A 14,492-nucleotide genomic window follows, 5' to 3' on the forward strand; every position below is an offset into this window, starting at 1 on the left:
ATGCCTACAGAAAAAATCATCTATATTAAAGACATTGGCGAAGTTGCACTAAGAACTGATAAGCGTTTCAAGCGGTTATCAATTCGTATGGCTCCAACAAAAGGAATTTGGATAAATGTTCCGGATGGCATTTCAATCAAGGAAGCCATAAAATTTGCTGAAGAAAACAAGGCATGGATTATTCAAGCCAAACAAAAGAAAGATGCCAGGGAAAGTCAGCAAACCATTTTCGATCAGGATACCAAATTTAAAACCAAATACCACGAGCTAAGAATTACTCAGGTAACTACCAAGTCTTATTCTTCGAAACTTAATAATGGCATACTTGAGGTAATGTATCCTGTAGGAATGGAAATTATTAATACGGACTTGCAAGAGTTCATTAGAAAATCAATCATTGAAACTCTTCGGCGCGAAGCAAAATACTATTTGCCTAAAAGGATAGAATTTCTTGCGAAACAACATGGATTTAAGTACCATTCCGTACAAATTAAGAATACCAAAAGCCGATGGGGATCTTGTTCTCATGATAATAAAATCAATTTAAGTTTGCATTTAATGCGTTTGCCAGAAGAATTATCGGATATGGTTATCCTCCACGAATTGTGTCATACAGTTGTTAAAAACCATTCCATCCAATTCTGGGAACTTTTAGCAAGTCATTGCCCCAATCTTGCGGAAAAGAAAAATAGAATCAAGAAACACTCTATAAACATCATATAAATGAGTACAGAATTATATATCGTAATAGGACTATGCGTATTTGCCTTTCTTGTGGGTAGTCGATTAAAAAAAGCATTGAAAACACCACAAAGTAAATCGAAGCATCAAAAAAAGAAAAACCATGTCAAAAAAAAGGAGTTGTCACCAAAGCAAATAAAACTCCGACGGATATTTACAATTGCAATGCTGGTTTTGGTTTTTGGACTTTTGATCTTCATGATTCCAGCATTATCAAGAGATATTTTAACATCCAATGGGAGTGTAACAGAAAACCTTATTTTAAGAATTTTAATTGTAGGATTCTCAATTTATATTCTTTTTATGGGATATGTAAAGATAAGAAAGTCGAAATAGGCTTTCTTATCTTGCAAACACCATTTTTCCTCTAGATTTTAGCAATAATTATTTTGCTATTTACACTTGCATCTGATTCAATTACTGAGCATTGTCAACAATTCTTACCATTTTTAAGCTCCTTAGCTTGTAATTTTTGTAAACAATCAGACCATTTTGATTGAAAAAATACAATTGTCAATCCATTTCGAGTAAACAAAAGCATTTTTTTCTCATATTATTTGTTTACATCATTAAATTAATGTTGTAAACTGAAATCGGAGTTAAATCCAGTTTTCAAAAATTGAATATTTACATGTGTAGTTTATAGTTGTAACTAAGTTGTCTGTTTCGTATCCAAACTATTGTTCATTCTCAATTGCTTTTTGTATACACATTTCAAATGTATTATATCATTTAAATATAGGTTACAAATCTAATAGTAGTTGATACTTAAGCACATTGGATTCTAGTAACCAGACTTTTACGGATTTGTATTACATCATTACTTTAATTATTTAGTTTACAATACTATAAAACTGTGTGTGTATGGATGATAATTGTAAAATACTAGTCGTTATAATATTGTAATTCAATGTTTTATGAGCTTTAATTGATTTAAAAATCGAATAGTATTTCAATCAAACAGGCCGAACTAGTGTTGATTCTTGTTATATTTCTAATAAATACATTTGTAAATAAATCCTAATGAGCTGCAGTACTGTAATTTAGATCGACAATGGCTATATTTATAGTATTATATACTCTTTTTGTTTAGGTAATGGTTAATGGATGCTATTTATTTTAAGAAGCCTTTTCAAGTCTATGTATACAGAAATTAGGAGCTTAACGCATTTAGAAATGTAATCTACAATTGTAATTAATAATTGTAACTGTTTAAATTACCTATTTACATGCATAAATTACATAAGTAACACGGATTTAAATTTCTTATTTGATTTTTGTAAATTTTATTTTACCTTTGTATCGATAGACACAATTAACATCTGTAAAATATCAACCTATGAAAGATAGAATCGTTCAATTAATTAACAGTGAAGGTTTAACATCTTCTAAATTTGCTGATACAATTGGTGTACAACGCTCTAGTATATCTCATATATTATCAGGCAGAAACAAACCAAGCCTTGATTTTGTACAAAAAATAAGACGTTCCTTCCCTCATGTTAACATTGATTGGATTATTTTTGGAGAAGGTGAAATGTACACATCACAAGACCCTGCTAAACTTTTCGAGAATGAGATGATTCAGTTTGAAAAGGAAGAAGAAACACCTAATATCACTCCACAACCACCCAAACTAAAAAAGGAATCGTCTAATAAGGCTGTTAATCAGCCTGAATCCTTCTCAGAAATGAACGTATTCGTTCCTGGTAAACAAATAGAAAAGGTAGTTGTGTTTTATACTGATAAAACTTTTAGGGAATACAACCCATCTTAAGCATTTTTTAAATTATCTTTGCCTGGATTTATTCTTAACAGATATAATATTGCTAGGCACCATGAAAAAATTAGTACAAGACTTTGAGGTACTACAAAGAAAAGAGCTGAACGATGAGCATTTTGTGCTGGATGTAAAGGCTTTAGAGCCACTTCCGGAAATACGTCCAGGACAATTTGTAAACGTTTTGGTAAAAGACTCCAACACAACCTTCCTTAGAAGACCATTATCGATCCATTTTGTAGATTATGAGCACAATACAATTAGCTTATACATCAAAAAAATTGGTGATGGAACCAAAAAATTGGGCAATCTTAAAGAAGGTGATTCATTAAACATTGTTTATCCATTGGGTAATCAATATTCCATTCCAAATAATGCCAATACATTACTTGTTGGTGGCGGTTGTGGTGTAGCTCCCTTGCTATATCTTGCAAAACACCTAAAAGAAGCAGGTAATAATGTAACTACCCTTCTTGGTGTTAGATCGGAAAAAGATGCCGTAGAGCTTGATGCTTATAAAGAATACGGTAACATCCTGGTTACTACAGAAGATGGTTCCTTTGGTGAAAAAGGATACCCAACCCAACACTCTGTATTGGAAAAAGAAAAGTTTGATTACGTATTTACATGCGGTCCAGAGCCAATGATGAAAGCCGTTGCGGCATATTCTGTACAAAAGAACATCCCTTGCGAGGTGTCGCTTGAAAACACTATGGCATGTGGATTTGGCGCTTGCTTATGCTGCATAACTGAGACAACAGAAGGTAATAAATGTACTTGTACCGAAGGACCGGTATTCAATATAAACGATCTGAAATGGTAAATTTAGGAGTAAAACTTAAAGATCTAAGCTTAAAAAACCCAGTAATGACCGCTTCTGGAACCTTTGGGTTCGGTGAAGAGTTCGAAGATTTTATCGATTTAAGCAATTTAGGCGGTATTTTAGTAAAAGGTACCACCAGACACCATAGAGAAGGAAATCCTTACCCTAGAATGGCAGAAACGCCTTCAGGAATGCTAAATGCAGTAGGATTACAAAATAAAGGCGTTGAAAACTTCTGCAAGGAAATTTATCCACGAATTAAGCACTACGATACCAATATCTTGGTTAATGTTTCAGGATCAGTAATTGAAGATTATGTAGAAACAGCAGCTATGATTAACGAGCTGGAGTATATTCCAGCCATTGAGTTGAATATCTCATGTCCTAATGTAAAGGAAGGTGGTATGGCATTCGGAACCAGCTGTACTTCTGCTGCTTCAGTGGTTAAAGCGGTTCGTGAGGTGTATAATAAGCATTTAATGGTAAAACTATCACCTAATGTTACTGATATTACCGAAATAGCCAAAGCAGTTGAAGCTGAAGGAGCTGATTCCGTATCATTGATCAACACCCTATTGGGCATGGCAATTGATGCAGAAACCAGAAAGCCTTTATTATCAACAGTTACCGGAGGTTTATCAGGTCCTGCAGTAAAGCCTGTTGCTCTTAGAATGGTGTGGCAAGTATTTAATGCAGTTAACATTCCCATAGTTGGATTAGGAGGCATAATGAATGCCAAAGATGCCATTGAGTTTATTTTGGCCGGGGCTACTGCAATTCAAATTGGAACAGCGAATTTTATCGATCCACAGGTTACTGAAAAGGTAGTTGTGGGCATCGAAGACTACATGAAGCGTCACAACGTTCAAGATATCAATGATTTAATTGGCACATTGCAAATTCAGTAATTGAACTTGATTTATTAAAGAAAAAATTCTTTAATTGACATATAATGAGTTTACATGTGTAATTACATCTGTAAACTCATTCTTTTTTGAAAGAAATTACCAGAAGTAATATCTTTATACTTTATAACCTTTATATATTATATAACAACATGTTACAGGGACACGGAGATGATGGATACAAATATAAACAGGACATTAAAGCCAATTTTAGCACCAATGTCTGGTACGGTGGGTATTCCGAAGCGTTAAAAAAACATCTGATAAAGAATTGGAATGCCATAGACTCCTATCCTGAAGCTTCTGCAGAGAGCTTTACCCATGTTTTGGCGAAAGATCTTGATGTTGAAACCAATATGTTGATGGCTGTAAACGGTGCTACTGAAGCCTTTTATCTTATCGCCCAATGCTATGGTAATACGAGCTCTACAATTGTTGTTCCTACATTTTCGGAATACGAAGATGCCTGTAGAATCAATAAACACAAGCTTGACTTTATCAATTGGAAAGACTTGTCCTCTTCTGCCAGCTTCGATACGGATCTTATTTGGATCTGTAATCCTAATAATCCAACTGGCGATATTTTATTACAAAAAGATCTTGATATTTTGCTACAGAATCATCCAAATTCTGTTTTTGTAATTGATGAAGCCTATATAGATTTCACTGATGCAATTTCATCTTCAATAGATTTGATTAAAAAGCATCAAAATCTTATCATCGTAAAATCGCTCACAAAAAATTTCGCAATTCCCGGCCTGAGATTGGGATATTTGATCGCAAACAAGGCATTGGTACAGAAAATTGAATTCTACAAGGCTCCCTGGACGGTAAATTCACTAGCCATTGAGGCTGGAAAATACCTAATTCAGCACAAAGCGGATGTTTTACCTCCTATAAAGTATTATAAATCAAGCACAGAAAAATTCAGAGAAAAATTGGCTAAAATTTCAGGCATTAAAATTCACCCTACAAAAACTTCCTATTTTTTAATCGAACTAGAAAAAGGAGACTCTACAGGGCTAAAAAATTACTTAATTTCTGAATTTGGCATCCTGATTCGAGATGCTAAAAATTTTCGTGGCCTAAATTCTTCTTATATTCGCGTGGCAACATTAAATGAAGAAAAAAATCAGTTGCTAATTGATGCATTACAAAAATGGAGCAAATTAAATACATTATAATACCTCTTCTAATAGGATATATATTGGATCTAGTTTTTGGAGATCCAAGAAAGTTACCTCACCCTATAGTTGGTTTTGGAAATTCAATTTCTATTCTGACCAATTGGTTGAACAAAGGAAAAAATAGATTGATTAAAGGTGCAACGATGTGTTTGTTTTTGGCATCATCAGTATTTGCCCTTTTTTACCTGTCGTCATATTTATTGCTTCAACTTAATGAATATGCGTACCTAATTTTTACATCGGTATTTGTATTTTACGGATTGGCCAACAAAAGTCTTTTGCAGGAAGGAGTTGAAGTCTTTCACCATTTAAATAGCATGGGATTAGAGGCCGGACGTAAAAGACTATCCTGGATTGTTGGACGTGATACATCCCAATTGTCAGAGCAAGAAATTCGCTTAGCTGTATTCGAGACCTTATCAGAGAATTTATCGGATGGCGTTGTTGCACCACTATTTTACTATGCAATTGGTGGAGTTCCTGGCATGATGTGCTACAAAATGATTAACACCATGGACTCCATGATTGGATACAAAAATGACAAGTACATATTATTTGGTGGATTCGCCGCACGTTTGGATGATGTAGTTAATTTTATCCCAGCTCGAATCACTGCCTTGTTAATGACCTTTGTTACTTTGAGTTACCGTGGACTAAAATTCATTTTTAAATATGGGAAAGCACATACCAGTCCTAATGCAGGATATCCCGAATCAGCACTGGCTGGCATTTTAAATTGTCGATTTGGCGGCCCGCATGACTATGGTGGAGTTAGTGTTGATAAACCTTATATTGGTGAGAATGATAGACCTCTGAAAAATGAAGAAATCAATAAAATCAGATACATAAACCACGCTGTCTGTTTTGTTAGCATCCTAATTATTATTGCATGCTATTTACCATGGAATAGCCTGTTTTAAAAAAGGGAAAAAATATTCTTGTCAGACTTATAAATTCGTAAATTCACCATAACAAATCATTCTTATATATAACACTTACATTTAGCTATGATTCATTTAATTACAGGAGGACAAAGGTCTGGGAAAAGCGAATTTGCAGAAAAATTGATCTTAGGTAAAACTTCAAATCCTGTATATATGGCCACTTCAAGGGTTTGGGATGATAATCATAGAAAAAGAATTGAAGCACATAAAACTCGCAGGGGACCTCAATGGACCAATATCGAAGAGGAAAAGTTTCTAAGTAAACATGACGTAAATAACAGAGTCATCTTGCTTGACTGCATTACCCTATGGCTCAACAATTTTTTCTTCGATAATGGAGAAGATGATGATAAAACAATTGCTCAAGCCAAGGAAGAGTTGGACAAAATATTGTCACAGGATTGTGATTGGATTATTGTGACAAACGAATTAGGCTTGGGCGGTCATCCGGGCAATGAAATGGCAATGCGCTTTAATGACATCCAAGGAACCATTAACCAATATATAGCAGCTAAGGCTGATATTGTTAGCATGGTTATATCGGGGATTCCAATAGAAATAAAGAACACACTAAAATAAACCACTAACTAAACTAACATGAACAAACTCCTTACAATTGGAGCACTATTAATTGCTCTTTTATTTACTACATTCTCTTGTAAAAGAGTTCCTACAAAAGCCGAGAAAAGAATAAAGGTTGGCGTATTCGACAAAAATGGCGATAGCCCTTGGTGCATTACCGATGCTGTTGAAGCTCTTAAAATCGATCCAAAAATTGATTGCGAAGTGATTCGTGCAAGTCAGATTGTGTCTGATGAAATTCTTGAGTTCGATGCAATTGTATTTCCTGGCGGAAGTGGAAGAAGTGAAACCATGAGTCTTGGAGAAACAGGTATCGAAAGAGTTGTTTCTTTGGTAAAAGATAAAGGCATAGCTATTGTTGGTATTTGTGCCGGAGCATACATCATGACCAATACACCAAACTATCCAAGTTTGAATTTAACTGGCTATAAAGCAATTGATATTGAGCATGATCATCGTGGACATGGCTTGGCAAAATTCTCTTTAACCAAAGAAGGCGAAAAAATCTTTCCTGAATTAAAAGATCGTGAAATTTCGTTTTGTCAGTATTATGAAGGACCCGTTTTGGTTTCTGCAGAAGATGAAATTGAAGAATCATCATTGGGAACCATGTTGTCTGATGTTCACACTGTTGAAGGATCACCTGCAAATATGACTAACAACAGACCATTTATAGTAGCCAACACTGTTGGAAAAGGAAAAGTAGCATCATTTGTTGGTCACCCAGAATGCACCCCTGGTATGCGTTGGATGCTTCCTCGTATTGTTCGTTGGGCTACCAATAGTGAAATAGTTAAATATCCTAAGTCTGTAGTTCGTCCGGATTTCTTCAAGGAGGAAATCATTTATACCAAAGATATTCAGGATCTTCAATCAAAATATTACAATAACCTTTTGGGATCGAAAGAAGAGAAATTGGAAGCAATTGATAAGGTGGTTGAATTGGCTTGCTGGTCTTCAAAAAAATGGATTCCTGGTTTATTGCGCGATAAAGATGCTACTGTAAGAAGCAAAGCCTCAATTGCATTGGTAAAATTAGAAAGAACAGATGCATTAGCTGATTTGGAAGTAGCATTCGCTAATGAAACTAATGATGATTGTAAAGTTCAGTTGGAGAAGAGTTTAACTGAATTAAAAAATATTCTTGGTAAAAATAGAAATTAACAGATGATTGAATTTAAAATTGATTCTTTATCAGATAATTTAAATAAAGAATTACAGGAGAAGATTGATACGAAAACCAAACCTATTGGTTCGTTGGGAATGTTGGAAAAAATTGCTTTCCAGCTAGGGAAAATTCAAAATAGCCTAAATCCTACAATTAACAATCCTAATGTGGTGGTATTTGCTGGAGATCATGGCATTGCTGATGATGGAGTTAGTTTTTATCCAAAATCTGTTAGCTACCAAATGCTATACAATTATATGGAAGGTGGTGCAGCATCAACTGTATTTGCCAAACAACATGGTATAAAATTTAATGTAGTTGATGCGGGTGTTGATCATGATTTTGATCCAAGCCTTCCTATAATAAACAGAAAGTTGGCCTACGGTACTAATAACTACCGATTGGAACCAGCAATGACCAAAGAGCAATGCCTAGAAGGAATTAAACGAGGTGCCGAAGTAATTAAAGAAATTCACCAAAATGGATGTAATTTCATTATTTTCGGTGAAAAAGGAATTGGAAATACTTCATCGGCTTCACTAATACTTAGTCTTTTAGGAGATATTTCTTTGGAAGAATGTGTTGGCAGAGGTACCGGATTAGATAAGGAAGGTGTAAAAAGTAAATTCGATCTTTTAAACGAAGGGCTTTTAAAATATAACAAATCCAATGATCCAATTGATGTGCTTACTCACTTCGGAGGATTTGAGATTGTGATGATTGTTGGGGCGATGCTAAAAGCAGCCGAACTTAAAATGACACTTTTAATTGATGGATTCATCATTACATCGGCATTACTGGCTGCATTCAAAATCAATCCTAAGGTAAAGGATTACTGCTTATTTGCACACAAATCAAATGAACAGGCTCACATTAAAATGCTGAATATCATTGGTGGCGAACCAATTCTAGACATCGGCATGCGCTTGGGAGAAGCAACAGGAGCAATGGTTTGCTATCCTTTAATAAAGAGTGCAGCTCAGTTCATGAACGAGATGGCTTCCTTTCAGGATGCTGGCGTTAGCGAAGCAAAAGAAGAAGTATAAACCAGATTAAACTCAATTTCAATATGAATTTCGATATAAAAACCCCAAACAAAGAGTTGATTGAACAACTTCAACACAAAATTGATTTTAAAACCAAACCCATTGGTTCATTAGGAATGTTGGAACAATTGGCCGTTAAAATCGGTTGCATTCAAAATACCTTATCCCCAGAATTAAACCAACCTACAATAATGGTTTTTGCTGGAGATCACGGCATTGCACTAGATGGCGTTAGTCCTTACCCACAGGAAGTTACCTGGCAAATGGTTGCCAACTTTATGGCTGGAGGCGCTGCCATTAATGTATTTGGTCGTCAGAATGGCATTGATATAAAAATTGTTGATGCAGGTGTAAATTACGATTTCGACAAAGAATGGAATGTAATTGATGCCAAAGTGGCTCACGGAACCAAATCATACCTTAATGGAGCGGCCATGACAGCAGAACAATTTCAGCTTGCCATTAAAAGAGGAGCAGATTTGGTAGAACAAGCTCACAAAGGTGGAACCAATACCATAGGTTTTGGTGAAATGGGTATTGCAAACACCTCTTCTGCAGCTGTATTATTGCATTTATTGGCTGATGTAGATTTAAAAGAGTGCGTTGGACGAGGAACTGGATGGGACGATGAAGGCTTGAAAAGAAAGTATGAAATTTTGAAATCGGCCGTTGAAAACTACAAAGGAGACTCATCTATTGAAAGTATATTCGCTCACTTCGGAGGATTTGAAATTGTAATGATTGCCGGAGCTATGCTGAAAGCTGCAGAGCTAAAAATGGTAATCATGGTTGATGGATTCATCATTACCTCAGCACTTTTGGCTGCCTCCAAAATTAATCCTAAAGTATTGGAATATTGTATTTTCACTCACAAATCGAATGAAAATGGACACAAGCACATGCTAGAGCATTTAAATGCTGATGCAATTTTAGATTTGGGAATGCGATTGGGTGAAGGAACCGGTGCTGCTGTAGCTTATCCTATTATCGAATCAGCAGTTAACTTCCTGAATCAAATGGCTAGTTTCGAGGATGCTGGCGTAAGCAATAGCGATAAAGTCGTTAATGAATAATATCAGTTCTAAAGCTTAGAAAAAACATGAAACGCGAATTCAACATTTTCTTTACAGGTTTATCCTTTTTCACAAGAATTCCATTTCCAAAATGGGCTGATTTTAAAAAGGAATATCAGCACGAAGCCATTAAGTATTTTCCTATTGCTGGCTTGTTAATTGGTGGAGTAGCGGCTCTTGTTTTTTATGTGAGCAATATACTTTTGCCCTTTAATTTGGCTGTGATATTGAGCATGGTAGCCACAGCATTGCTAACCGGAGCATTACATGAAGATGGCTTTATGGATGTGTGCGACGGATTTGGTGGCGGTTGGACCAAAGAAAGAATCCTTGAAATTATGAAGGATTCGTTAATTGGTGCATTTGGCGTTACGGGAATTATCTTCCTGATATTGACAAAGTTTTATTGTCAGTTCTCCATATCGGCGAACCAATTGCCTTGGATTTTAATTGCTGCACACGCGACAACACGAATGGCAGCAGCTACTTTGGTAAACACACACCAATATGCAAGAGTTGAGAATTCCAAAGCCAAAGACTATTCACAAAAACTAAGCATTGGTAATTTTATATTTATGGTATTAACAGGAATTTTGCCTTTGGCTCTTTTAGGCAATGCTAAATTTTCCCTGATTATAATTCCTGTATATCTTTGCAAGTTCTTATTAGGAAGATATTACAACAAGTGGATAAACGGATACACAGGCGATTGCATTGGTGCAACGCAACAGGTTTGCGAAATCGTCTTTTACCTATCTTATTTAGCACTTTTAAACTATTAATATTACAAAATGGAAATCTATTTAATTCGTCATACATCAGTAGCAGTAGAACAAGGAGTTTGCTATGGACAAAAAGATGTTGATTTGGCAGCAACATATCCTGAAGAGTTGGAAGCTGTCAAGAAAAATCTTGATGGAGTGGAGTTCGATAAAATTTATACAAGTCCACTTTCAAGAGCAAAAAAACTAGCCAACGATATTTATCCTGATCAAGCTGAAGAAGAAAAAAGACTAATGGAATTGCACTTTGGCGATTGGGAAGGAAAAGTTTGGGACGAAATTAAAGATCCTTTCCTTGAGAAATGGATGGAAGATTTCGTAAACCTTAAATGCTCTAATGGTGAGTCGTTTGTAATGCTTCGCGATCGTGTTTTGGAATTTTGGAATGAATTGAAAGCACAGGATCACAATAAAGTTGCTGTGTTTACTCATGGCGGTGTGATTCGAACCATTCAAGCTATTGAAAAGAACATTAAGTTGGAAGATTCATTTAATATCGCAACACCAGCATTTGGCGAAGTGGTTGTATTAAATGTATAAGTTTCTTTCGATAGTATAAGCTTAAGCAGAGCCAATTAGGTTCTGCTTTTTTTGTGGATTTTATTGTGTGGTTTAATGAACAACCTCCCTCGAAAACAAAAATACACCCTTTACACTCATGCAAAGAGTATTTTCTTTTGATAAAACATGCTTTACACGCATGAGAAGCATATTTTTTTGTAGATCCACGAGCAATGCAAGCATGTGCAAATCATTTTTCTCTGATAAAACATTCTTTGTAAGCATGTGAAGTATATTTTTTTTGCGTAAAATAAGCTTTGTATGCATGAGATTTATATTCCTCTGCAATAAAAGATACATTGCAAGCTTGAGATACACATTTTTTTATGGTCGAACATGGATTTAAAGCTTGCAATCCATTTTTTCCTAAAATTAAGTTGCTTCCGCAGTATAGTGGTATTTAGAGAGTTTCTGATTGATCGCAAGTACTTGTGCTACTCAACGATCATTTTAGTTTTAAATTTGTCATCAAAAAATAAAATACTATTTTAGCAAACTGAAATTAACAATAATTCAATATGAAACAACTGTTTATTTCTTTGATTTACTTGCTTTTAATGTGTGTGTCATGTACAGAACGTGTGGTATTTACACATGAGAAGGTTACTCCGGAATATGCAGAGATTGTAAGCAAAGAAGATGTACATGCCTTTGCTGATACACTCATTACTCCTTATATATATACCAAGGTGATCTCGTTACGAATGCTTCCTGTAAAAGAGAAAAAGCAGAAGTTTGTAGAAATGTTATTGCCATCGGTTCTTTTGGCTCAACACAATTTAAATCAGAAAATTAAAAGAGTAGAGCACATTGAAAATTGGCTAAACCAATATCCAAATTACATTGAGAGCGATAGTGTTTTCCTTTTTCAATTGTTCGAGCAGTACAAATGTTCCGAAATATCAGAATTGAAGAAAAGGTTAAAACCGCATCCGGCAAGCATTGTTCTTGGACAAGCAGCTTTGGAATCAGGTTGGGGATCATCCAGGTTTTTTCAGGAAGGTAATAATGTTTTCGGTATATGGTCGTACAACAAAGGAGAGAACAGAATTAAAGCATTGGTGGGAAGAGATTCTACGCATATTTACGTGCGCAAATACTCCAGTATTGAAGAATCAGTAAACGATTATTATCAGACCATTGCAAGAGTTCGTGCCTACAAAGAATTTAGGTTAGAGAGATCAAATACCGAAGATCCTAGCAAATTGGTACCATTATTGCATCGTTATTCGGAGATTGGAGAGGCATATACGAAAAAACTCAATAGACTGATAAAGAACAATAAGCTTACTCAATACGACAGCTATACGATTGATGATAAGTATTTGCAAAAGGAAACCGTTGAATTGGCCCAATTAAATAAATTTCCTCTAAACAATCTTTATTGAAGAATATTTTTGTGTTAATTCTATTTGATTTTTCTCTGAAATCGTTATTTTTAGGCTTGTTTTGACCGAAAAATCTAAAATCAAATAATCATAAAATTCAAAGTATGAAAAAATTAATTTTATTTATCGCAGTATGTTTTTGTGCCACAAGTTTATTCGCACAATCAGCAGAGGAATTAAAAAATGCCGGTAATGATGCGTTAAGATCTAAGGATTACAAAACTGCTCTAGAAAAATACGAAGCATTTTTAGGAGCTGAAGATACATTCGAAGATACTGCATTGGTTTTTAATGCTGCCTACTGTGCTAATAAATCGAAAGATTACGCTAAAGCAGAAAAGTATTTTGCTCAATCTGTTGCAAATAATTATAAACTTTCAAAATCGTATCAATATCTTGCTTTAGTACTAAAAAAGCAAAAGAAGTATGATGAAATGGTTGCTACCTTGAATAAAGGTATCGAAGCTTGCCCTACAAAAAATAAGAAACTAAAAGCATCTTTGGCTAAACATTACTTCAGTGCTGCACAAAAAGCCAATAATTTCGAAAAGTCAGAAGATCTTTATAAAAAAGCTGCAGGGATAGAATCTAAGTATAAAGAAACTGCACTTTTGGCATTGGGTCAGTTGTACTATAATAAAGGAGCTGAATTTTGGCCTGCAAATCAACCTAAAGCTAAATCATATTTTGAAAAATCAACTAATACATTAAATGATGTATTAAAAATGAACCCAGGAAGAAAAGAAGCTTCAGATTTAATCGCAACCATTAAAGGTTTGGTGAAGTAATTTCTTAGAAATAATATAAATAGAAAGGGATACTCAATTTTGAGTATCCCTTTTTGTTTTCTTTCGTATAGGAAATTGTATTTTCATGCCATCAGATTATGAGATTAAATTACGAGCACATTCAAAAGATTCTTTTCAAGGGTATTCTTCTCTTGGCAATATGTGTGCTGTCATTTTCGGTCTGTGCGAACAATGAATTGAAAGGCAAATTCAATTTGCATTCCGTAAACTTGGTTCAGAAGTCTATAGACGTTAGCAAATCAGATGAAACACTTTATTTCTCATTGAGAGCCTATTCTTTGCAGGGATTAAATAAGGTTGACATATACTTTGAATCTCCATCTGGAAAACAAATCATTCAGACCACTTGTGAGAACAAGAAAAAAACCAAAGTTGGAATGCTTTTGGGTAGAATCTTGTTTAAAAAGAAATCAGAAAGTGGTGAATGGAAAATTAATAAGATTGTTGTTGAAGATTTGGAAGGCAATTGCCACACTTACGACAAGAAATTCCTTGCTGAAAATAAATTTACTCACTCTTTGCTAATCAAAAGCAAAAGATAGCTGACCAATACCCGTATATTCAAGAAAAATTTCTCTTATTTATCACTAGTCTTAATTAAAAGTAATTCAGTAAGATACTGATATCATTACAGTTTTTAACTAATTCTCTATATTTCTTACGCTGTTTTATTAGCATCTTTGCAACTCACAAAATACTATTA

The 14,492-nt window shown here is 34.7% G+C and carries 16 protein-coding genes; all 16 read left to right on the forward strand.

Annotation, left to right across the window (positions count from 1 at the left end; genetic code table 11):
• The 16 genes from M0051_RS03780 (at position 1) to M0051_RS03855 (ending at position 14,331) form a co-directional block, all read left to right on the forward strand.
• A complete protein-coding gene (locus tag M0051_RS03780) occupies positions 1-723 on the forward strand; it encodes a M48 family metallopeptidase (RefSeq protein WP_306740211.1) in 723 nt (240 codons plus the stop codon).
• Positions 724-1,077 (forward strand): hypothetical protein, encoded by a 354-nt coding sequence (locus M0051_RS03785; protein ID WP_306740212.1) that lies wholly within the window; start codon positions 724-726, stop codon positions 1,075-1,077.
• A gap of 1,003 nt (positions 1,078-2,080) precedes the next feature.
• The gene (locus M0051_RS03790) at positions 2,081-2,518 is read left to right on the forward strand and encodes a helix-turn-helix transcriptional regulator (RefSeq protein WP_306740213.1); all 438 of its coding nucleotides are present in this window, start codon (positions 2,081-2,083) and stop codon (positions 2,516-2,518) included.
• A 61-nt stretch (positions 2,519-2,579) separates the two neighbouring features.
• A complete protein-coding gene (locus M0051_RS03795) occupies positions 2,580-3,344 on the forward strand; it encodes a dihydroorotate dehydrogenase electron transfer subunit (protein WP_306740214.1) in 765 nt (254 codons plus the stop codon).
• Positions 3,338-4,252: a dihydroorotate dehydrogenase gene (locus M0051_RS03800; protein ID WP_306740215.1), complete on the forward strand. Its 915-nt coding sequence runs from the start codon at positions 3,338-3,340 to the stop codon at positions 4,250-4,252. The genes M0051_RS03795 and M0051_RS03800 overlap by 7 nt, the downstream gene beginning before the upstream one ends.
• Positions 4,253-4,401: 149 nt before the next feature.
• Positions 4,402-5,433 carry a histidinol-phosphate transaminase gene (locus M0051_RS03805; protein ID WP_306740216.1) on the forward strand — a complete coding sequence of 344 codons (1,032 nt, stop codon included), beginning with the start codon at positions 4,402-4,404 and terminating at the stop codon, positions 5,431-5,433.
• Positions 5,409-6,356: an adenosylcobinamide-phosphate synthase CbiB gene (gene cbiB / locus M0051_RS03810; protein ID WP_306740217.1), complete on the forward strand. Its 948-nt coding sequence runs from the start codon at positions 5,409-5,411 to the stop codon at positions 6,354-6,356. Before M0051_RS03805 ends, cbiB begins: the two co-directional genes overlap by 25 nt.
• Before the next feature lie 87 nt (positions 6,357-6,443).
• Positions 6,444-6,959 carry a bifunctional adenosylcobinamide kinase/adenosylcobinamide-phosphate guanylyltransferase gene (locus M0051_RS03815; protein ID WP_306740218.1) on the forward strand — a complete coding sequence of 172 codons (516 nt, stop codon included), beginning with the start codon at positions 6,444-6,446 and terminating at the stop codon, positions 6,957-6,959.
• An 18-nt stretch (positions 6,960-6,977) separates the two neighbouring features.
• A complete protein-coding gene (locus tag M0051_RS03820) occupies positions 6,978-8,126 on the forward strand; it encodes a BPL-N domain-containing protein (protein WP_306740220.1) in 1,149 nt (382 codons plus the stop codon).
• Positions 8,127-8,129: 3 nt separating this feature from the next.
• Positions 8,130-9,176 (forward strand): nicotinate-nucleotide--dimethylbenzimidazole phosphoribosyltransferase, encoded by a 1,047-nt coding sequence (cobT, locus tag M0051_RS03825; protein ID WP_306740221.1) that lies wholly within the window; start codon positions 8,130-8,132, stop codon positions 9,174-9,176.
• Between the two features lie 23 nt (positions 9,177-9,199).
• Positions 9,200-10,249, forward strand: a complete 1,050-nt coding sequence (gene cobT, locus M0051_RS03830; RefSeq protein WP_306740222.1) for a nicotinate-nucleotide--dimethylbenzimidazole phosphoribosyltransferase — start codon at positions 9,200-9,202, stop codon at positions 10,247-10,249.
• A gap of 26 nt (positions 10,250-10,275) precedes the next feature.
• Positions 10,276-11,031, forward strand: coding sequence for an adenosylcobinamide-GDP ribazoletransferase (locus tag M0051_RS03835; RefSeq protein ID WP_306740223.1), 756 nt, complete (start codon positions 10,276-10,278; stop codon positions 11,029-11,031).
• Between the two features lie 9 nt (positions 11,032-11,040).
• Entirely contained in the window at positions 11,041-11,571 is a 531-nt protein-coding gene (gene cobC, locus M0051_RS03840) for an alpha-ribazole phosphatase (protein ID WP_306740224.1), read from the forward strand.
• A 539-nt stretch (positions 11,572-12,110) separates the two neighbouring features.
• Positions 12,111-12,980, forward strand: coding sequence for a glucosaminidase domain-containing protein (locus M0051_RS03845; protein ID WP_306740225.1), 870 nt, complete (start codon positions 12,111-12,113; stop codon positions 12,978-12,980).
• A 104-nt stretch (positions 12,981-13,084) separates the two neighbouring features.
• Positions 13,085-13,768, forward strand: coding sequence for a lipopolysaccharide assembly protein LapB (locus M0051_RS03850; RefSeq protein ID WP_306740226.1), 684 nt, complete (start codon positions 13,085-13,087; stop codon positions 13,766-13,768).
• A 98-nt stretch (positions 13,769-13,866) separates the two neighbouring features.
• Positions 13,867-14,331 (forward strand): hypothetical protein, encoded by a 465-nt coding sequence (locus M0051_RS03855; RefSeq protein ID WP_306740227.1) that lies wholly within the window; start codon positions 13,867-13,869, stop codon positions 14,329-14,331.
• The last annotated feature ends 161 nt before the right edge of the window (positions 14,332-14,492 follow it).

This window comes from Marinifilum sp. D714 (assembly GCF_030851345.1).
Classification (GTDB): domain Bacteria; phylum Bacteroidota; class Bacteroidia; order Bacteroidales; family Marinifilaceae; genus Marinifilum.